The sequence below is a fragment of the Neglectibacter sp. CSJ-5 genome, assembly GCF_032490475.1.
GTDB classification, from domain to species: domain Bacteria; phylum Bacillota; class Clostridia; order Oscillospirales; family Acutalibacteraceae; genus Hominenteromicrobium; species Hominenteromicrobium mulieris.
The window spans coordinates 249,395-269,627 of record NZ_JAVYJC010000001.1; the positions used below are offsets into that span (position 1 = coordinate 249,395).

The following is a 20,233-nucleotide window of genomic DNA, read 5'->3' on the forward strand; positions in this document are numbered from 1 at the left end:
TTTAAGGGGATAGCCATAGGGGAGTTTTCCTCTATGGCTTAAACCCTATTTACACACGGCGCGTTTTTCCATGTGGGACGCCGCGCCACAGCCAAAATTTCACGGATCGAGGAAATAAAATGAAAAGTGATTCTCTGAAAATCGGTACGCAGAACGCGCCGCACCGTGCGCTGTACCATGCTCTGGGCCTCACGGAGGAGGAGATCGAACGTCCGCTCGTCGGCATCGTCAGCTCCTATAACGAGATCGTCCCGGGCCACATGAATATCGATAAGATTGTGGACGCCGTAAAGATTGGCGTTGCGATGGCAGGCGGCACGCCGATTGTCTTCCCGGCGATCGCGGTATGCGACGGCATTGCAATGGGCCACACCGGCATGAAGTATTCGCTCGTCACGCGCGACCTCATTGCGGATTCCACCGAAGCCATGGCATTGGCACACGGCTTTGATGCGCTCGTCATGGTGCCGAACTGCGACAAGAACGTGCCGGGCCTTTTGATGGCGGCGGCGCGCCTTAACGTGCCGACAGTGTTCGTCAGCGGCGGCCCGATGCTTGCGGGCCACGTAGACGGCGCAAAAACGAGCTTCTCCTCCATTTCGGAGGCGGTGGGCGAATTCAACGCCGGTAAGATTACCGAAGAAAAGCTGCGCGAATATGAGTGCAAGACCTGCCCGACATGCGGCTCCTGCTCCGGCATGTACACCGCAAACTCCATGAACTGCCTGACTGAAGCCCTCGGCATGGGTCTGCGCGGCAACGGTACCATCCCGGCGGTATATTCCGCACGTATCGAGCTTGCAAAGCACGCGGGTATGGCAGTCATGGATATGCTGAGAAAGAACATTCGCCCGCGTGACATCATGACGAAGGACGCCATTATGAACGCTCTTACGGTCGATATGGCACTCGGCTGCTCCACGAACAGTATGCTGCATCTGCCGGCCATCGCGCACGAGTGCGGCATCGAGATCAACCTCGACATCGCAAACCGGATCAGCGAAAAGACCCCGAACCTGTGCCATCTGGCACCGGCGGGCAGAACGTACGTTGAAGAGCTTGACGAAGCGGGCGGCGTGTACGCTGTGATGAACGAGCTGAGCAAAAAGGGTCTGCTGCACACGAACTGCATAACCGTGACCGGCAAGACTGTCGGCGAGAACATCAAGAATTGCGTAAACCTGAACCACAACGTTATCCGTCCCATCGAGAATCCGTACAGTCAGACCGGTGGCATCGCCGTGCTGCGCGGTAATCTTGCGCCGGAGGGCAGCGTTGTAAAGCGCTCTGCCGTTCTGCCGGAGATGCTTGTGCATGAAGGCCCGGCACGCGTGTTTGAGAGCGAGGAGGACGCACAGGCGGCCATCAACGCGGGCAAGATCGTACCGGGCGACGTCGTTGTCATCCGCTATGAGGGTCCGAAGGGCGGCCCCGGTATGCGCGAGATGCTGAACCCGACCTCTGCTATCATGGGCATGGGCCTCGGCAACAGCGTGGCGCTCATCACGGACGGCCGTTTCAGCGGCGCAACGCGCGGTGCGTGCGTCGGCCATGTTTCCCCGGAAGCGGCTTCCGGCGGCCCCATCGGCGTTGTGGAGGAAGGCGATATCATCAGCATCAATATTCCGGAGAACAAAATTGAGCTGAAGGTGGACGAGGCTGTCCTCAATGAACGCATGAAGAACTTTGTGCCGAAGAAGAAAGAGCTTTCCGGCTACCTGAAGCGCTATGCGGCGCTGGTCTCCAGCGGTGCTTCGGGGGCGATCCTGAACTGATGGGTAGTTTACAGGAGTTGAGCATCCGCCTTTCCACGCTGGCGGTGTTCAGAGAATTACAGGAAGATGCGGTTATAAATAGTCTGCGTAAGTATCTCGCAGAGCCGTCCCCGGCGCTGTATGCGTCGTTCGTCTCTGCGCTGTACCGCGCAAACGGCGGCATACTCGGCGCGTATGTGCGCGAAATCTGCGAAAACAGCGAAAACGTCTACGTGCAGGCCGTGGGCAAAAAGGAAGAGATCCCCGCTTACCTGCGCGAGGCCGTTTTGGAAGAGCTTAAAACGCTGCAGATGACGGCGGAGCTCACGCCGGAAACGCTGCGCAGTGCGATGGAGTATAGGGGCTTTTTACCCGGCTTTGTCAGCGAAGCGCCGGACATTAAAGCGTGCTACACAGAGCGTACCGAGAACATCGGCAAGTACGGCTACGGCATTTACGCCAAAAACCGTATGTTCTACCTTGGCGAGAATGCCGAGATCGTGCCGGTCAGCAACCCGGACAAGACGGAGCTTTCCGACCTTGTGGATTACGCCCGCGAGCGCCAGATCATCATCGATAACACAAAGGCGCTGCTTGAGGGCAAGCCCGCGGCGAACATTTTGCTGACGGGCGACGCCGGTACGGGTAAATCGTCTACGGTGAAAGCCGTTGTCAATGCGCTGTGGCGCGAGGGTTTGCGTATCATCGAGGTGCGCAAGGATCAGTTACAGTCTATCCCGAAAATTCTCGATGAGCTTTCTGCGAATCCGCTGAAGTTTATTCTGTTCATCGACGACCTTTCGTTCCTCAAGGACGACGATAACTTCAATGCACTGAAAGCGGTGCTGGAGGGCTCCGTTACGGCGAAGTCGCAGAACGTGGCAATCTACGCGACGAGTAATCGCCGCCATATCATCAAGGAGAAGTTCTCCGACCGTGAGGGCGATGACATTCACCGCAACGATACGATGCAGGAGCTTGCATCGCTTTCCGAGCGCTTCGGCATCCACGTGACGTTCAGCAAGCCGAACAAGGACACGTTCCTGCACATCGTGCGCCACCTTGCGGAGGAAAACGGCATCGATATGCCGACGCAGGAACTGGAGTTGCTCGCCGAGCGCTTTGCGCTGGAGCGTGGCAACCGCTCCGCGAGACTTGCCCGTCAGTTCATCGACGGACTGCTTTCCAAGGCGGAATAAAAACCTTATACAGTAGACTGTTTTTGAAGCGGCACCTTTGCGGCTAAAACACGAAATGAAAAATGCTCCCGGTTTTTAGCTGGTTGCTCATAAAAAAGTGAATCCGACCTATGGCTGCAATCAAAGGTCGGATTCTTTTTTTATGTTAGGACTGGAATATCCATGGCTCCCCCTGACGCGGGAGGCTTGGATGCGGTGCAAAATCGCACATTACCGCACTACACCGAATGGTGTATAGAAGTGCGCCCTTACTGTTTGACAAATTGGAATTGATTTTCCTTTTTATTTCTTAGTATCAATCCAAATGAAAACTCTCTCGTCAGTTCTTTCAGTAACAACACCTCCGTTTGCTATTGCCACAGCTTGAGATGCTATGTTATCTAAAAGAATGGTTACTAACACTTTATCTATTCCCATTTCTTTCGCTTCATTAAGCAATAATCTCAGCAGTTCTTTTCCATATCCTTTTCCACGAAACGCTGGTGCAATTCCGTACCCGATATTTCCTCCTGCTTTTCTCAATGCCTCAGTCAAAAAATGTCTGACAGAACCAAATCCAACCGGAATACCATCAGCATATAGCCAAAAAGTTGTAGAAGGCACTTTCCAACCATCTACAATCCCTTCTTGCTCAGAATCCCTCTGTTTTACAATCAGCCATTCTTTATACTCATCAAATGTTAATCCGTTGGCTTTGTTAATTAATCCATTTTCTTCAGCAGGGATCTCTTGCAGCATTGTGTAAATATCTAAGCCATCATCAACTGACAATCTTTTTAATTCCAACATTATTTTCAATTCTCCTTAATCAAATAAACTCAAGTTTATCAGTCTGTTTAATCATATCATATGGCTTCAATGTACGGCAAGAACAATTCCGGCAGACATTACTGCCGGGAAGGAGGCACTTCGTAAGGAAGTGCCTCCTTCGGCTTTTGTAATCAGCCGGAATGATTGGACTGTAGGTAAAAAAACAATCATATTGGAGGGCTACAAAATGGAGAGGTACATCTACAACGAGAAGAATGGGCTTTGGTATGAGCTACAGGGAGACTACTATCTACCCTGTCTGAAACTGCCGAAGGAAGAAACGGCACATATCGGCATCTTTGGTCAGCGGCATCGTCGCTATCTTAAAACCCACCGCAAGGCGCTATATACCTCCCTGCTCACCAGAGGCAAACTGAATGGTTACCTTGCTGACATTAACCGGCAGGCAGAGGGAATGTTCTCTCGGCTGGTAAAGCAGCTTACCGAAAAAGAGGGCGTGACGGAAACGCTCAAAGCGGAAAATCAAATGCTGTGGGTACAGAAGATGAACAATCTGAAAAACGCCGCTATGGAAATCGTATCAAACGAGCTTATTTATCGCTAACACTGCACAAGTAAGGTCGCCGTCAACAGACGGCGGCTTTTCTCATTTCGGGTGTAATTCGAAAGCCACATCATACATATTTCGGGAGCAATCCTGCCGTTTGGTACACAGTAGTATATTGTTTTGAAAACATAGTCTGAAAGGCTAATTTATCTCGTTCATAATAGGCTGAAGCCGTTTGACCCAGCCTTAAATAGAGTTCCAGGTGGATATGCTTATCATTGCTGTCCTCGCGTACCACAGCGTGGTCGAGAATCGTAGCCACCGTTTCCGATTGGATCGATTCTTCGTAATTCAGATCCGCCCACAGCGCCTTTTCCAGCGCTGCCGTATAGTCCAACAGCTTTTCTTGTCCGTCCATCCTGATACCCCCGTCAGATTGATTTTTTCCATGATACCATATCTGGGAGTATGGAGCCAGAGAAACCGGTGATTTTCTGCTGGTAAATTCTACGCATTTAGAGCGGCACTATGGCGGGGATAGGATAAAACACTCACATACCCCGCCGACTATGCGGGAAAAACCTTGAAATATAGGGCTTTTTAAGGCCCTGAAGGCGTAGGTTGGTGCTTTGTTGCGATATGCTCCACGGTTACGGTGTATTGTTCATATTCTGTTTTCGGGAATCTTTATGAAATCTTCAAAATTGCCCGGTATGCTATCCGTAAAATCAAAGAAAGGACTTGATTATATGGATATGATTTTGAAAACGACTGACCTCTGCAAAAATTTCAAGGGGCAAATGGCGGTAAACAATGTGTCACTGAACATCCGGCGCAACTCGGTTTATGGTCTGCTGGGGCCGAATGGGGCTGGCAAATCCACGATCTTAAAAATGCTCACCGGCATTTTGCGCCCCACATCGGGAAGCATCGAGTTTGACGGCCACCCGTGGAAGCGGAATGATCTGGAGCATATCGGTGCTTTGATTGAGATGCCCCCGCTTTACGAAAATCTGACTGCATACGAAAATCTCAAAGTCAGAACTACATTGCTAGGTCTGGACAATGCACGAATTAATGAGGTATTGCAAATTGTCCAGCTCACGAATACCGGCAAGAAACGGGCCGGGCAGTTTTCTCTTGGTATGAAGCAGCGGCTTGGTATTGCTATTGCATTGCTGAACAGTCCCCAGCTTTTGATTCTGGATGAACCGACTAACGGCCTTGACCCTTTAGGGATTGAGGAACTTCGAGAGTTAATTCGCTCTTTTCCCTGCAAAGGGATTACAGTTATTTTGTCCAGCCATATTCTGTCAGAAGTCCAGCAGATTGCAGATCATGTGGGTATCATTGCTGGCGGCGTCCTTGGATATGAGGGAGAGCTTCGCGCCGGTGAAGATTTGGAACAACTCTTTATGGATGTTATTCGCAGGAATGGAAAAGAGGGGTATTAAATGGAAATGAGATATATTCAGGCCGAGAATCTAAAACATAAGAGAACTTTCACAAAAACGCTGATCGTTCTGGCTCCATTTGTAACAGCGCTTATGAACTTTTTTGCCCCTCTTTGGTTCCAGCTCAATTCTTATAACTGGTGGTATATACTGCTCTATCCCGGCTTTCTCACGCTTACCTGCGCTTTGGTTGAGCAGCGGGATAATGGCAAACTAAAATATCGTGCCGTTGCTTCATTGCCTGTTTCGCAGAACAAAGTCTGGAAAGCAAAAATTGGAGTGGCCGGTATTTACTCCTGTGTGGGGAATTTCATTTTCCTGGCGCTAAATCTGTTGGGCGGTTTTGCAATATTAGTTATCAACGAAATTCCCCTGACAATCGGAATTTGGCAGGCTGCGGCCGGAACAGCTTGTATTGTCATTGCAAGCCTATGGGAAGTTCCGCTGTGCTTATGGTTATCAAAAAAAGTTGGTATCTTTGTCACGGTTATTCTTAATGCCGGACTTGGAAGCGTTTTAGGGATTTTCACGGCTACAACCTCTTTGTGGATGATCTGCCCGTATAGCTGGGTGCCGCATCTTATGATTTCCGTGTTAGGTATTTTGCCTAATGGTGAGCCGGTTGCAGATCAGAGTACGGCAATGGCATTTTGGATGATTATACTTGTATTGGTCATTTCGCTGGCCTGGTTTGCGGCGCTGTCATGTTTAACGGCAAAATGGTTTGAAAAAAAGGAGGTGGGGTAACTATGGTATCTGTGGTTCGCTGCTGGAAAGCAGAATATCAGAAGTGTAAACACAGCATTTTGCTCTATATGCACAGCATGATTCCGATTATATGTGCGGCGATTTTTGCGGGTTACTATCATATATCCAGTTGGGAACCGGCGACCAAAATCAGTGCCTATCTGGAAGTATTGGCCGTTGCATTTCCGTTCTTGATTGGCATTATCGTGGGTCTGGTTGTTCAGATTGAAAATCAGGCCGGGCATTATCAGCTTTTGTTAGGAACAATCCCATCTCGCATAGCAACGTATATTGGTAAACTTGGGTTTCTGATGATCTGTGCTATGGGTGCAACATTTTTAGCGTTAGGAACATTCGCTGCACTATATAGGGATGCTCCGGCAAGCCTTTACCTGAAAGCAGGGATTCTATTGTTGATTACCATGCTTCCCATTTACCTGATTCATTTGTTTGTGGGAATGAGCTTCGGAAAAGGTGCATCTGTGGGATTGGGAATTGCAGGGAGTTTAATAGCTGCCCTTATGATAACAGGGCTTGGTGACGCTACATGGAAATATATTCCCTGGGCCTGGGGCGTTCGTGCTATGGATTACACTGTGCTTGCATGGAATAGCCCCCAACTGTATGCACAGGTAAAAACCGATTTTTTCAGCGGTATGATTATTTCTGTATGCTGCACTGTTTGTCTGCTGATTGCCAGTTTGGTTTGGTTTCATGGTTGGGAGGGAGGTAAAAACAGTGAATAAAAAGTGCCTGTTTGCCGTGGTAATTGCGCTTGTAAGTCTTATATGCTTATCGGCCTGCGGTGCGCTCCGCGATACCGCCGATAAAAATAAGGCGTTAAATGAATCTCTGCCGTATTATGAGCTGAACGCCGCAAACTATGATGAAATTTCATATAACGGCCTGACATATACCATAACGGATGAATGTCTTGAAATGTCAGAACTGCAAGAAGAAATCGGGCAGGTATCGAAACGCTTCAAAAATGTGGCGGGGGAAGATTTCAGTTTCGGCTACGTTTACAGTATTGTGGATGTGGATATAAGCAATGCCGTAGCTGTAAATATCAACAATGAATATCGGAAAGCTGACATTAAAAATAATGATGAGTAACCTCGACAATGTGGTATAATGGGGCGGGAGGTGATTTTTTGACCCACTTACTTGTAGTTGACGATGAAGTTTCTATCTTGGAATTGATTAAGAACAGTTTGGGGAAAGATGGATATTTGATAACAGTCTGTCAAAATGCGGATGATGTAGACATCAAAAAACTGCATTTCTATGACCTCATTCTTTTGGATGTGATGATGCCTGGCACAGACGGGTTTGAGTTTTGCAAACAGATCAGGAATATGGTAGACTGCCCGATTCTCTTTCTGACCGCAAAGACATTAGAGGAAGATATATTGTTTGGATTGGGCGTCGGTGCGGATGATTATATTACGAAACCTTTTCGTATTCAGGAGCTTCGCGCCCGTGTCGCGGCACATTTACGCAGAGAAAAAAGGGAGCATCACAGCACACTTTCATTTGAGCCTGATATAAGATTTGACCTTTCCGCAAAGGTACTGTATGTTTCAGAACAGCCGGTTCCCCTTACCAAAAGCGAGTATTCAATCTGTGAATACCTTGCGAAAAACCGGGGACAGGTTTTTACAAAAGAACAAATCTATGAAGCCGTTTTCGGGTTTGATGGAATAGGCGATAACTCTACGATCTCAACGCATATAAAAAATATTCGTGCGAAATTGGAGCATTTCAAAATAAGTCCGATCAGCACCGTATGGGGGATAGGATATAAATGGGAGTGAAAAAGAAACCTACATTGAAAATATTGTTTCGCCAGTTTGCTATCTCCCTCATTGTCATGCTGGTAGCGGCAATTATTGTCCCTTCTGGTTTGGAGGGACTTGCTGTAAATGCTGGATTAGCTACAAGAGCAAATCTAAGTGAATTGCAGGTAAAAGAGATCATTCCAACGCTGACGATTGCCCCGGATATTACAAAGGTTGTGATTCCACAGGGATGCGGCTACTTAATTCTGGACAAGAACTTTAATGAGCTTTACAGCAATATGGACGATGATGAAAAAGAAATTGCCCTGTTGTACGCAAAGGGAGAATATATTGAATATGCTACGGGGAGGCAGTTTGCACTTGTTGTCCGGGAAAACGAATTTTGCGTTTTAAGGTATTATATTGGTTCTCAATTTACAGTGTCATGGCTACCGGAATATTTTCCATCTCCTGACACGCTTGCGTTTATCCTGATGGCTGTAAATTCGCTGCTGGTCATTATCATACTGACCGCCAGATTTGCTAAGAACCTGCGTACACAACTGACCCCGCTTTTTGAAGCAACTGCGGAGGTTTCAAAGCAAAACCTTGATTTTGAAGTAGGACACGCCAAAATCAAAGAGTTTGAAGATGTCCTTGCATCTTTTTCAGATATGAAAGATAATCTGAAAATTTCGTTAGAACGGCAATGGAAAACCGAACAGACACAGAAAGAGCAAATCGCCGCGCTTGCCCATGATTTGAAAACGCCTCTGACGGTTATTCAAGGAAATGCTGATTTACTCACAGAAACAAATCTTGATGATGAGCAACGATTATACGCTGGTTACGTCGTGGAAAGCTCCGGCCAGATGCAGTCATATATTCAAACCCTGATTGATATATCACGGGCGGCGGTTGGTTATCAGCTCCATATTGAAAGTATAGACTTGCCAGCGTTCATGCAGCACTTGTTCGGTTATATGGAATCACTATGCCGGACAAAAGAAATCCGGCTGCAAATGAATACTGTTTCACTCCCTCAAATGCTGAAATTTGATAGGGTGCTGATAGAACGTGCTATTATGAATGTTATCAGTAATGGGCTGGACTACTCCCCGCAAGGCGGAACGCTTTATGTGGATGTTCAGAGTAACAACGGTTTCGTGGAAATTTCAGTCACAGACGAGGGAACGGGGTTTTCTAAAGAGGCATTATGCCACGCACAGGAACGGTTCTATATGGGCGATCAAAGCCGCAATTCAAAGTTACACTTTGGTATGGGTCTATATATTACAAATTCGATTATGGAACAACATAATGGTCAGCTTATTTTAGAAAATTCAAAAGAAACCGGCGGCGCAAAGGTTACTATGAAACTTCCTTGCTGATTTTCCGATAGTGTAATGGACGTCTTTTATGTCCGTCCATTTTTCAAATCTTTATGGAATCTTCAAAAATTCCTCTTATCATGTATCTAAAGAAAAAACATCTGCCCAGCGGCAGAAAAGAAAAAAACCGATGCTGGGCAGACCCATTTTCACGCTTAATTTATATTCACTGGTGGCGGTTTTGAGAAATCAAGGCCGCTGCTTGCTTTCTGTCATTCCCAGCAGTTAAAGGCATGGCGGCCCACGGGAGGACGCCGCCATGCTGTTTTACTATCATTATAATCTAATCCACTTCTACCGCTTAAAAAAAGCCTTGCCCCGCCACGGGAATATTCCGGCTATGAGTATGAACTATACCATGTAAGAAAACAACAAAACGCTTCAAATCGTCGCCCGGTAGGTTTACGACCTGCCGGGCGATTTTTGTCGATTTTCGCGGATTGTCATTTCCGGCAAAAAATCAGATGGAAAAGGAGGCGGTCAGCAGACCAGGGCCAGCATAGGCCCCTGACAACGGACAGGATCATCCTGTTCACTCCCCACGGAAAGGGGGTGAGAAGATGAAAGTTACCCCTGATGATTACGGGAGGCGCTGCCAGTTTGACCATTTTTGCAAGCTGGTACTGTACCATGAAGCCATTGACTACTTCCGGGAAAGGAAGCGTCAGCGTGGCTGGGAAACATCCTTTGAAACGCTGCCGCTTTCGGAACTGGACACGCTATGCACGATAGATCAGTACCCCAGCGACAGTTTTATATTTCCGGCCTATGACTGTGAGCTTCAGATCAGCGACGGGCTGGTGGCCGCTGCCTTTGCCAGCTTGCCCCAGCCGGGACAAAGCATCTTGATACTGCATTGTGTCATGAAACTGGCAGACGGCGAGATCGGCGCACTCATGGGAATGTCCCGAAGCGCCGTCCAGCGGCACAGGACTAAGACGCTGGAAACCATGAGAACAAGACTGACGGGAGGTATTGCAGAATGAAGCAGACCAGATATAAGGAGCCTTTGCCCCTTGCAGTGATCGAGGCGGCCCGCGCCGGTGACGCCGGGGCCGTGGAACAGGTCTTGCAGTATTACAACGGTTACATAAACAAGCTCTGTACCCGGACGCTCTATGACGATTGCGGCCAGCTCCATGTATCTATTTGCCGTGCTTTGCTTTTACCGTTCCCGCTGCTGCAAGGAAATTACCTGAGCTTGCAGCAAAATAATCTGTTCATTGAACCGATTGTTCCGCTTTTTGAATTCCTGCATGGTGATGGCATCGGTCACGCTCAGCTCCAGCAGCTTATCCTTTTTATCCTCCAGCTGTTGTATTTGTGCTTCCAACCGTGCTATTTTGTCGGAATGATCTTCTCCTTGCTGCGTGTCCGTGATGGAATCTATCACCAAACGGATGATCTGCCTTTGGTGCTTCACCAGCTTTTGAAACTGCTCCGCCAGAATCACATCCAATTCTCTGGTGCGAATGGTGGGCAGGTCATAACCGGCTTTGCCATGCTCGCGATACATTTTGCACTTCCAAAACTCCGTTTCACCATCCTGTGTTTTGAGGGACTGCCTATGAAACGATGTCCCATGCTTTCCGCAGATAATCTTGCCGCTGTACGGATGCCGGCTTTGATACCCCACACAAATGTGGTGGGGCTTGCATGATTTTGTCGATGATAGGCTTTAGCACAGGGGCTCTGCACCCGTTTTGCACGCAGTACTTTTGAGAAAATTCGCATTTAACTTGGGATTTCAAAAAAACATGGTACACTGCAAAAACAAATGCGGGTCAGCGAAAACGGACAGGAGGCGAAAGGCGATATGGCACGGGAAGAAGAATGGACCTGCGACTGTGAGTCGGATCCTTTGGCAGAGCATCGCCGGGAAAAGGAAAAACGCGCCCTCCATATAGAGCAGAGAAAGCGGCACAAGGAGCGGCTGTGCCGGGAGCTGTCCGGTAGCGGAAACTGCAAGCTGTCCATTTGGGTAGACAGCCGGAAGAAAAAATCCGGCGAAATCATCCTCATCAGGCGCTATAAGAACAGCAATATCCAGTGCCAGCTGAAAAAATGCTCGAAGCATATTGTCCGATGCATCCCGCCGGATGTCCTGCCGCCCAAGGGAAATCAGTATAGAAGGGCTTTTGACTACTGGTGGATATGGGAGTAACGAATTGAAAAATATTTCGATTTAACTTAAGTTTTCAAAAATACCGTGATACGCTGTAGAAAAAACAAAGGAATGAGTGGATAACAATGTCTGTCAAAACCAATATCAAGGACTTTTACGGGCGGGTGATCGGCACGGTGGTGGAGGAAAACAACGGTGACAAGACCATCAAGGATTTTTACGGCCGTCCTCTGGGCTACTACAAGAAAGGCCGCAATGTGACCACCGATTTTTACGGCCGGGTGGTGGCCTCCGGCGATCAGCTTACCATGCTGCTGAATTCGGACAAGTGAGAAAGCCGGGTGCCGCATTCCTACAGAATGCGGCACATCTCTTTTTATTAAACTCATTTTTACCACATGGTATCACGAAAAGCAGGAATTTTCAAGGATAATTGGGGAACTACAGGAAATCAATGTTGGGATGGGATGCTGTTTATATCGGAGGACTTGCAGTCTTCAGCGGACTATAGCTGGCGAGACAGCTCCGGCAGTTCAATGGGTGGGCATGAATGGATTGTAGGAATATATTCGGTTTGTTCCCACTACAAATTTTTTTAGGAATTGTGCTATATAAACATTTTGCAAAACATTTTAAAACGTTTTGCAACGAATCCTCCAAAGGAGATTAGCATTATGGATATGTACTTTTCTGCAAGAACGCATTTAAGCTATTCCTGTCCCTCAAAGCGAAAAAGCATTAAAAGCCCATTGACGAACAGGCGTTCTATATGGTATAATCTATACACTCTCATTAGAGAGCCACAACTGAATATCTGAAATGAAACACAAGGCAGCCGTCGAAAGAGATTGCGGCTGCGCCGCTCCTGATGCAGTGTCTGCCTGAGTCGCGGAAAAAGCAGACATTGAAGGTTTCTGAAAAGCAGAGCCGGTACATAGTTTCATCAAAGATATAGCGAGAGATCATCTCCCGCTGATTTGATGTGCTGTGTACCGGCTCTTTTTGCCGTTTGCGGAAAGTTTACAAAATTTACTTCGTTCAAATCGAAAATAAATTCTCAATTGATTAGCGTGAGGGCAAAGAGCCGACCTGACAACTGAATGACCGTCCGAATGGGATATGATTCTGCCACGACTTCCCCGATGGGGGCAAGCAGAACAACGCTGCGGTGAGATTCCGGGGCAGGAATAGAAAAACGACATTCGGGGGAAGCGGCAGAGTAATCTAAAAACATAAGGTGCTGTCCACAGGAATAACGAGCATCGGATTGTGGTCCCCACAATCCGGATCCGCAGCCTTGCGGCGTGCGGACCTCTCAGGGCGTTTTCTCGCCTACCGGCTCGGTCGGTGCTTCTGAGCTCAAGCGCTCAGAGGTCGCCACCGGCGACCCGCACCCCTGAAACCCTGCTGAGAAAGCAAAATTGACTGAAGGAGATGACAAAATGAAGGAAGAAAAAGTGCGTATCAGAGTACGCCTGACCGAAGAAGAAAAAGAGAAATTGGAGCGCAACAGCGCCCTGTGCGGACTGACCCAAAGCGAATATGTCCGCCAGCTCTGCCGGGGCATTCACCCGAAGCCAAAACCGCCGGATGTATTCTGGGAGCTGATGGAGGAGCTATATAAGGCCCATTCCGATTTGAAAGAGTGTGCCAAATATGGGCCGTCCGCCCTGAAACTCTGTGCCGAAATCGAACGGCTGGTGCTGGACTTGCAGGAGGCGATCTAATGGCAACGACTTCTCTTTGGCACATCGAAGGCCGACTGAAAGACCTCATCGACTATGTGGAGGACCCGGAAAAGACGGCAGCGAAAACCCCGGAGCTGCAAGACCTATACAATGTGTTTTCCTATGTCCAGCGTTCAGAGGCTACGCAGGAGGGTGAGTATGTCACCGCCATCAACTGCCTGAAGGAAACGGCGCTGCGGCAGATGATCCTTACCAAGAAGCGCTACGGTAAGACGGACGGCTATATCGCTTGGCATGGGTATCAGAGCTTTAAGCCGGAGGAGGTCACGCCGCAGCTTGCCCATGAGATCGGCGTGAAACTGGCAAAGGAGATGTGGGGCGACCGCTTTGAGATCATCGTCAGCACCCATCTGGACAAGGAACATCTGCACTGTCACTTCTGCTTCAACTCCGTGTCCTTCCGGGACGGCGGCAAGTACAATTATTCCAAAGCAGAACAGCAGCGTCTGCGAGAAGCCTCAGACCGGCTTTGTCGGGAATACGGACTGTCCGTCATTGAGAATCCTCACAAAGCACCTTCTCGTCCTGTTTGGCTGGATGAGAAAAGCGGCAAGCCCACCCGCTACAATGTCTACCGTACCGATGTGCGAGAGGCAATGGAGTTCAGCAGAACCCCCTACTATATGGAGGACTATCTGCGGCGCAAAGGGTATGTGACCGACTTCACGGGCAAGCACTGGAAACTCCGTCTGCCCCAATATGAGCACTTTACAAGGCTGGACACTCTGGATGAAAGGTGGACGCCGGAGAACATACGCCGCTCTATGGGCAGGTATGCCACCTTCGGCAATCGCAGGGCGTATATCAGTTATCCGCCCCAAATGCCACAGGAGCTTTCGGACTGGTTTCAGCCGTTCCATAAGACCGGTCATATCTACAAGCTGTACCTACACTATTGCTATCTGCTGGGGTACTTACCGAAGCATACCGACCACAAACCCACCAGTCCATACCTGAAAGAGGACTTGCGAAAGCTGGACGAGTTGTCCCAGCAAGTGCGGTATATGGGCAAATACGGTATTGAAATGCTGGACGATCTGTATGCCGATAGAGAGAAAATCCAAGGAGATATGGACAGTTTAATCTCTCGCCGTACCAAGCTGCAAAACAAGATCCGCCGTGCCGTACCTGCCGAAAAGGAAATCCTGCGTCAGGAAAAGGCGGGTGTGACGGAGCAGATTACTGCCCTGCGAAAGCAGTTGAAGCTGAATAAGGCCATTGAGGTGCGTTCTGCCAAGATACAGGAAAAGACGGATTTATACTTTGCCAATGAAATCCGTGCCAAGGAAGAGCAGCAACAAAAGAAATCGCAGAGAAGGGAGCGTGACGCACGATGAAAGACCGAAATAATGAAATCTATGCGCAAATTGACCGTATTACAGACCATCTTGTAACGATGCCGAAGCAGGAACGCATTGCGTGGTTTCGGCGGAGCGCCTATGTGCAGCCGCTGAATTTCACCAGAGAAATTGACGGCACGGTATATGCCGTAAGAGCCTTTTTCAGCGAGAACGCACGGGAGAACATCACCGAAAAGGTACAGCGCATCATCCTGAAAAGCGATGATAATAACAAAGAGATTTGAAACTACCACATTAAAGCGTTGAAGTTTACGGTTGGATATGGTAGAATAAGCTCACCTACAAATTCGATCATATCCGGCTGGGAAAGGAGCATCATGACAAAGCAACCGGATAAAATCACAGCCCTGTATTGCCGCCTGTCCCGTGACGATGAGCAGGACGGCCTGTCAGGGTCCATCAAAAATCAGCGAACCATCCTCGAAAAGTACGCACAGGAAAACGGCTTTCAAAACACCCGTGTGTTCATTGATGATGGCTGGTCAGGTACGAACTTCGCAAGACCGGCGTTCACGGAGATTATGGAGCTGGCGGAAAAGGGCCTTATCGGCACCTTGATCGTCAAGGATCACTCCCGCTTGGGGCGTAACCGCCTGATCGTTGGACAGCTTCTGGAAGAGGGCTTCGACAGTCTCGGCGTCCGCTACATCGCCATTATGGACAACATCGACACCGCAAAGGGCATCAGCGACCTTGTCCCGATGCAGGACTTATTCAATGAGTGGCACGCTAAGAACACCAGCCAGAAGGTACGCAATGTGTTCAAGAGCAAGGGAATGTCCGGCGCACCGCTGACCACCAACCCGCCCTTTGGGTACCTAAAAGACCCGGAGAGCAGGAACGGGTGGACCGTGGACGAAGAAGCGTCAAAGACTGTGCGGCAGATCTTCTCTTGGTGTGTGGACGGCCTTGGACCGACGCAGATTGCCAAACGCCTGAAAGCGGCAAAAGTGTCCACACCTACGGAGCATTGGGGCAATATCGGCCGGAATTGCAGCAAGCCACCCGCTGTGCCCTACAACTGGTGCTCGGCCACTGTGGCGGACATCCTCGGCAAACAGGAATACTGTGGCGATACGGTGAACTTCCGCAGCACCACCAAGTCCTTCAAGAACAAGAAGAAAATCGAGCGTCCGCCGGAGGAATGGCAAATCTTCAAGGATACCCATCCTGCCATCGTTGACCGGGAAACCTTCGCCTTAGTGCAGGAGCTTCGCAAGCACCGCCGCAGGCCCACGAAAAGCGGCATCGTCAGTCCCTTTTCGGGTTTGCTGTACTGCGCTGATTGCGGAGAGAAGCTGTATTACAGTGTCACCAACAACTACAAACGGGAGCAGGCGTACTTCTTCTGTTCCTCCTATCGCAAGAACTCCGAGGTTTGTTCTGCCCATTATATCCGTGAGAAAGTGGTGGAGCAAATCGTCTTAGAGAGTATGCAGCGCATTCTCTTAAATGTGCAGGTGTTTGAAAAGGAGTTTGCCCGCAAGCAGATGGACTGCTACACGGAGGACAAGAAGAAGCTGCTTGCCGCCAAGCGCCGGGAGCTGGGCAAAGTGAAGAAACGCATTGCGGAGATCGATACCCTGATTCAGAAGATCTACGAGGACAACGCCAGTGGAAAGCTGTCTGACGAGCGCTATGCCACCCTGTCCCTGTCCTATGAGGAGGAGCAGAAAACGCTGAAAGCAGCCGTTCCGGAGATGCAGGCCTATCTGGAAGCCGAAACGGATAAGACCGAGAGCTTGCAGCGGTTCATTCAGAAGGTGAAGCAAATCACGGAATTGAAAGCACTGACCCCTGAGCTGATCCACGAGTTTATGGATAAAATCGTGGTGTATGCGCCCAGATACCTCGACGGCAAGCGGGTGCAGCTTTTGGACATCTATTACAGCGGCGTGGGCATCCTCCACGAGCTGACCCCGGAGGAGATGGAAGAAGCCTTCCAGCACCACCTCGCTGAGCGTAGCAAAGAGAAAACGGCCTAACCACAAGGGTTACACCGTTTCCAAGAATTTATTAAATTGAGATACAAGAGCCGCCCCGGGGCACCTTCCTTACGGAGGGTGCCCCGACTGATGCTGTTTTATGGACATCTACATTTATGCCGGGAGCGTTTTTGTGTATACAGGTAAATTCGATTTTACAAATTGCTGTGGCGGCGGCTCGAACCCGTTTGCAGGGTACTGCCGAGGCTGGTGATGCAAAGGAGTGTTGCGATGAGAAACACGCCGGGAATGACGATAATCCACCACGCGTTTGTGAGCAGAGCCTTTTCGCCGACAGAGACGCATTACGCTTCGTATTCGCCGCGAATGTCTTCTTCCGGGGCGGGAATGGGGTAGTCGCCCGTAAAGCAGCCCGTGCAGATGCCGAGACCGTTCACCATTTCCGGCAGACGCTCTAAACGTAAATAGCCGAGCGTATCTGCGCCGATCTCCTTGCAGATCTCGTCGACCGTGTGATTATAGGCGATTAGCTGGTGGCGCTCCGGCACATCGATGCCGAAGTAACACGGCCACAGGAACGGGGGCGAGCTGATGCGCATGTGCACCTCTTTTGCGCCGGCGTCTTTCAGCATGTTCACAATCTGGTCGCTCGTCGTGCCGCGCACGATGGAGTCATCGATGAGGATGACGCGCTTATCCTTGACAACCTCGCGCAGGACATTTAATTTAACGCGCACGCTGGATTCACGGCTGCTCTGCTTCGGTTTGATGAATGTGCGGCCGACGTAGTTGTTTTTCACGAATGCCGTGCCGTAGGGGATGCCGGATTCCATGGCGTAGCCCTGTGCTGCCGCGTTGCCGGATTCCGGCACGCCGACGACGATGTCCGCATCCACGGGGGAATCTTTCGCGAGGAAACGGCCGGCAAGCAGACGTGCGGAATACACGTTGATGCCGTCAATGCGGCTGTCCGGGCGGGCGAAATAAATGTACTCAAAAATGCAGCGCCCCTGCTTTTCGGCGGGGAGGCAGTGCGATTTGTCGGAGAGAATGCCGTTCGGCGTGATGGTGACAATCTCGCCCGGCTCTACGTCGCGGACGAATTCCGCGCCCACGGCGTCAAGCGCACAGGTCTCGCTGGATAGGAAATACGTGTTGTCGCGCTTGCCGATACATAGGGGCTTAAAGCCATAGGGATCGCGCGCGCCGATCAGCTTGCGGGGGGACATGACCGCGAGGGCATAGGCACCCTCAATTTTGTCCATCGTGCGGCTGACGGCCTCCTGCACGTTTTTCGTCTGTACGCGCTCGCGTGCGATGTAGTAGGCAATCGTCTCGGAATCGATGGTCGTTTGGAAAATAGCGCCGCTGTACTTTAGTTTTTCGCGGAGGTCAACGGCATTTGTCAGGTTGCCGTTGTGCGCTACGGCCAGCGTGCCCTTGATATAGTGGATGATGAGCGGCTGCGCGTTTTCGCGGTTGCTCGCGCCGGCGGTGGAGTAGCGCACATGGCCCACGCCGATATTGCCGTGCAGGCGATTGAGGCGCTCCTCGTCGAATACCTCGTTTACAAGGCCCATGTCCTTGTAGTAATCCACTTTGCCTTTGGGGCCCTCGGTGTCGCTGACGGCGATGCCGCAGCTTTCCTGTCCGCGGTGCTGCAAGGCGAATAATCCGTAATAAATGGAAGAAGAAATGTCGTGTCCGTCAAAATCGTATGCGCCGAAAACGCCACATTCCTCGCCGGGCTTGTCCGTTTCAAATGGTGTTCGATCGTAGTTCATAGAAGTCCCCCGTTCCTCCGCAAACCGCGGTATTCTGCTGTTTGTGTTCTGTTTATCTGCCGAAAATACACAGGCGGCAAACGCCGTGAAAACGTTTCCCGCTTAACAGAATTATTATAATCGGATTTTCGTGAAATTGCAATTCTAAGTTTTAAAAACTGCAAATATGTGTAGAGGATGACAAAATCCTTTGACAAACGGCGCGCAAAATCGTTGAAACAAAAAACAAAATGCGGTATAATAGCAAGCGAAAGAAACGACGAGCCCGAACAGTCCGGGGGACTGTTCAGCCGTAAGAAACCCTATCAAGGGGGGTTAAACGGCGGTCAGAAACGGCCGTTAGAAAGAGCCATAACACATTTTTACATGTAGGATAAAAAATGAAAACAGAAAGGACCTCGCTATGCATATCGTTATTTTGGACGGCGGCTCTACAAACCCCGGCGACGTCTCGTGGGCGCCGCTCAGGGCGCTCGGCAGCGTCACCGTGTATGACTCCACTAAGCCAGAAGAAATCGTGGAGCGCGCAAAGGACGCCGAAGCTGTCATCTTGAACCGCAATGTTATAAGCCGCGAAATCATGCAGAAATTGCCGAAGCTGCGCTTCATCGGCCTTCTTGCAACGGGGTATAATACTGTCGATGTCAAAGCTGCAGGAGAACTGGGCATCACCGTGTGCAATGTGCCGCTTTATTGCGTGGAGACCGTCGCGCAGCAGGCGTTTGCGCTGCTTTTGGAGCTGTGCAATCACACCGAAAAAATAAGCGCCGCCACCCGCGGCGGCGACTGGGATAAGGCCGAAACGATGAGCCACAGCACGCACCCGCTGTTTGAGCTGTACGGCAAAACGCTCGGCATCGTCGGCTTCGGACATATCGGGCAGACCGTCTCAAAGCTCGGCGCGGCGCTCGGCATGAAAATTCTCGTATACAGCCGCACAAAACGGGAACTGCCCGAGCGTTATCAGTGGGCGGAGCTCGACGCGCTTTTCAAAAATGCCGATGTCGTCTCGCTGCACTGCCCGCTCACGGACGAGACCCGCGGGCTTGTGAATGCGGAGCGCCTTAACCTGATGAAGCCCACTGCGTTCCTTATCAATACGGCGCGCGGCGCAGTTGTGGACGAAGCTGCCCTTGCCGAAGCGCTGAACAGTGGCCGCATCGCCGGAGCGGGGCTTGACGTCCTTGTGCACGAGCCGCCGAAAAAGGATGACCCGCTGCTCGCCGCCCAAAACTGTATCGTCACGCCGCACATCGCGTGGGCGTCCCGAGACGCGCGCGCCCGTCTCATTAAGACTGTCGCCGAGAACCTGAAAGCGTTCCGGAACGGCACGCCACAGAACGTCGTTTCGTGATTTTATCGCTCTTTTCGCTTTTTGCGGAGACTTCAAAAGCTTTCTGTAAAAAGTAATGCAGAAAAGAGCAAAAGGCGAGAAATGAATCTCGCCTTTTGCTCTCTTTTGGGGAGGAGTTGTATTGAAAAGTCGCGGTAACGTTTACCGCAGAGCTCGTTGTCATTTGTTATGTCTCTATTATAACGACTGAAATATCGATTGTCAACGGTTTCTGAAACAATCTCCCTTTTGCTATTGTCGCACAAATCAAAACAAAAATTTGTGTATATTT

The 20,233-nt window shown here is 49.9% G+C and carries 21 protein-coding genes and 1 pseudogene; 18 read left to right on the top strand and 4 right to left on the bottom strand.

The annotated features are described in order from the left end of the window. The first annotated feature begins 119 nt into the window (after positions 1 to 119). Together ilvD and R2K26_RS01145 are read left to right on the top strand one after the other, a co-directional pair. Entirely contained in the window at positions 120 to 1,775 is a 1,656-nt protein-coding gene (gene ilvD / locus R2K26_RS01140) for a dihydroxy-acid dehydratase (protein ID WP_316518267.1), read from the top strand. Further along, on the top strand, positions 1,775 to 2,953 hold the full coding sequence (locus tag R2K26_RS01145) for an ATP-binding protein (RefSeq protein ID WP_316518269.1): 1,179 nt from the start codon (positions 1,775 to 1,777) through the stop codon (positions 2,951 to 2,953). The genes ilvD and R2K26_RS01145 overlap by 1 nt, the downstream gene beginning before the upstream one ends. A gap of 282 nt (positions 2,954 to 3,235) precedes the next feature. Here the strand turns inward: R2K26_RS01145 and R2K26_RS01150 are convergent, their stop codons facing one another. After that, complete coding sequence (locus R2K26_RS01150) at positions 3,236 to 3,742, bottom strand: GNAT family N-acetyltransferase (protein WP_098922424.1); 507 nt, start codon at positions 3,740 to 3,742, stop codon at positions 3,236 to 3,238. A gap of 208 nt (positions 3,743 to 3,950) precedes the next feature. Here R2K26_RS01150 and R2K26_RS01155 point away from each other — a divergent pair, with 208 nt between their 5' ends. Beyond that, the gene (locus R2K26_RS01155) at positions 3,951 to 4,328 is read left to right on the top strand and encodes a TnpV protein (RefSeq protein WP_316518273.1); all 378 of its coding nucleotides are present in this window, start codon (positions 3,951 to 3,953) and stop codon (positions 4,326 to 4,328) included. Between the two features lie 70 nt (positions 4,329 to 4,398). Here the strand turns inward: R2K26_RS01155 and R2K26_RS01160 are convergent, their stop codons facing one another. Beyond that, a complete protein-coding gene (locus R2K26_RS01160) occupies positions 4,399 to 4,689 on the bottom strand; it encodes a hypothetical protein (protein ID WP_316518276.1) in 291 nt (96 codons plus the stop codon). A 331-nt stretch (positions 4,690 to 5,020) separates the two neighbouring features. Between R2K26_RS01160 and R2K26_RS01165 the strand changes: the two genes are divergently transcribed. The 8 genes and pseudogenes from R2K26_RS01165 to R2K26_RS01200 all read left to right on the top strand — a co-directional run. Beyond that, positions 5,021 to 5,725 carry a lantibiotic protection ABC transporter ATP-binding protein gene (locus R2K26_RS01165; protein WP_316518277.1) on the top strand — a complete coding sequence of 235 codons (705 nt, stop codon included), beginning with the start codon at positions 5,021 to 5,023 and terminating at the stop codon, positions 5,723 to 5,725. Continuing rightward, entirely contained in the window at positions 5,726 to 6,472 is a 747-nt protein-coding gene (locus tag R2K26_RS01170; RefSeq protein WP_316518278.1) for a lantibiotic immunity ABC transporter MutE/EpiE family permease subunit, read from the top strand. Between the two features lie 2 nt (positions 6,473 to 6,474). Further along, entirely contained in the window at positions 6,475 to 7,218 is a 744-nt protein-coding gene (locus tag R2K26_RS01175; RefSeq protein WP_316518280.1) for a lantibiotic immunity ABC transporter MutG family permease subunit, read from the top strand. After that, on the top strand, positions 7,211 to 7,588 hold the full coding sequence (locus tag R2K26_RS01180) for a NisI/SpaI family lantibiotic immunity lipoprotein (RefSeq protein ID WP_316518282.1): 378 nt from the start codon (positions 7,211 to 7,213) through the stop codon (positions 7,586 to 7,588). The genes R2K26_RS01175 and R2K26_RS01180 overlap by 8 nt, the downstream gene beginning before the upstream one ends. Positions 7,589 to 7,626: 38 nt before the next feature. Then, positions 7,627 to 8,289, top strand: coding sequence for a response regulator transcription factor (locus tag R2K26_RS01185; protein WP_316518284.1), 663 nt, complete (start codon positions 7,627 to 7,629; stop codon positions 8,287 to 8,289). Further along, positions 8,280 to 9,644, top strand: coding sequence for a sensor histidine kinase KdpD (locus R2K26_RS01190; protein ID WP_118286031.1), 1,365 nt, complete (start codon positions 8,280 to 8,282; stop codon positions 9,642 to 9,644). The genes R2K26_RS01185 and R2K26_RS01190 overlap by 10 nt, the downstream gene beginning before the upstream one ends. Before the next feature lie 560 nt (positions 9,645 to 10,204). Beyond that, positions 10,205 to 10,630 (top strand): sigma-70 family RNA polymerase sigma factor, encoded by a 426-nt coding sequence (locus R2K26_RS01195; RefSeq protein ID WP_316518289.1) that lies wholly within the window; start codon positions 10,205 to 10,207, stop codon positions 10,628 to 10,630. Further along, positions 10,627 to 10,794 (top strand): annotated as a pseudogene (locus R2K26_RS01200) (helix-turn-helix domain-containing protein); the annotation flags it as partial. The gene R2K26_RS01195 and the pseudogene R2K26_RS01200, both read left to right, overlap by 4 nt. Before the next feature lie 15 nt (positions 10,795 to 10,809). On the opposite strand, the gene R2K26_RS15425 reads toward R2K26_RS01200, so the two are convergent. Further along, positions 10,810 to 11,280, bottom strand: coding sequence for a zinc ribbon domain-containing protein (locus tag R2K26_RS15425; protein ID WP_396897217.1), 471 nt, complete (start codon positions 11,278 to 11,280; stop codon positions 10,810 to 10,812). A gap of 180 nt (positions 11,281 to 11,460) precedes the next feature. Here R2K26_RS15425 and R2K26_RS01205 point away from each other — a divergent pair, with 180 nt between their 5' ends. The 6 genes from R2K26_RS01205 to R2K26_RS01230 all read left to right on the top strand — a co-directional run bounded on the left by R2K26_RS01205 (position 11,461) and on the right by R2K26_RS01230 (position 16,863). Continuing rightward, positions 11,461 to 11,808 (top strand): hypothetical protein, encoded by a 348-nt coding sequence (locus tag R2K26_RS01205; RefSeq protein ID WP_316518291.1) that lies wholly within the window; start codon positions 11,461 to 11,463, stop codon positions 11,806 to 11,808. Positions 11,809 to 11,894: 86 nt separating this feature from the next. Beyond that, positions 11,895 to 12,101: a hypothetical protein gene (locus R2K26_RS01210; protein WP_316518292.1), complete on the top strand. Its 207-nt coding sequence runs from the start codon at positions 11,895 to 11,897 to the stop codon at positions 12,099 to 12,101. A gap of 1,110 nt (positions 12,102 to 13,211) precedes the next feature. Continuing rightward, complete coding sequence (locus R2K26_RS01215; protein WP_316518294.1) at positions 13,212 to 13,496, top strand: plasmid mobilization protein; 285 nt, start codon at positions 13,212 to 13,214, stop codon at positions 13,494 to 13,496. Beyond that, positions 13,496 to 14,854, top strand: a complete 1,359-nt coding sequence (locus R2K26_RS01220; protein WP_316518297.1) for a relaxase/mobilization nuclease domain-containing protein — start codon at positions 13,496 to 13,498, stop codon at positions 14,852 to 14,854. The genes R2K26_RS01215 and R2K26_RS01220 overlap by 1 nt, the downstream gene beginning before the upstream one ends. Further along, positions 14,851 to 15,102: a transposon-encoded TnpW family protein gene (locus R2K26_RS01225; protein ID WP_316518300.1), complete on the top strand. Its 252-nt coding sequence runs from the start codon at positions 14,851 to 14,853 to the stop codon at positions 15,100 to 15,102. Before R2K26_RS01220 ends, R2K26_RS01225 begins: the two co-directional genes overlap by 4 nt. 93 nt (positions 15,103 to 15,195) lie before the next feature. Next, complete coding sequence (locus R2K26_RS01230; protein WP_316518302.1) at positions 15,196 to 16,863, top strand: recombinase family protein; 1,668 nt, start codon at positions 15,196 to 15,198, stop codon at positions 16,861 to 16,863. Between the two features lie 305 nt (positions 16,864 to 17,168). Here R2K26_RS01230 and purF read toward each other — a convergent pair whose 3' ends face one another. Next, complete coding sequence (gene purF, locus R2K26_RS01235; RefSeq protein ID WP_176821062.1) at positions 17,169 to 18,608, bottom strand: amidophosphoribosyltransferase; 1,440 nt, start codon at positions 18,606 to 18,608, stop codon at positions 17,169 to 17,171. A gap of 403 nt (positions 18,609 to 19,011) precedes the next feature. Here purF and R2K26_RS01240 point away from each other — a divergent pair, with 403 nt between their 5' ends. Further along, complete coding sequence (locus R2K26_RS01240; protein ID WP_316518303.1) at positions 19,012 to 19,962, top strand: D-2-hydroxyacid dehydrogenase; 951 nt, start codon at positions 19,012 to 19,014, stop codon at positions 19,960 to 19,962. The last annotated feature ends 271 nt before the right edge of the window (positions 19,963 to 20,233 follow it).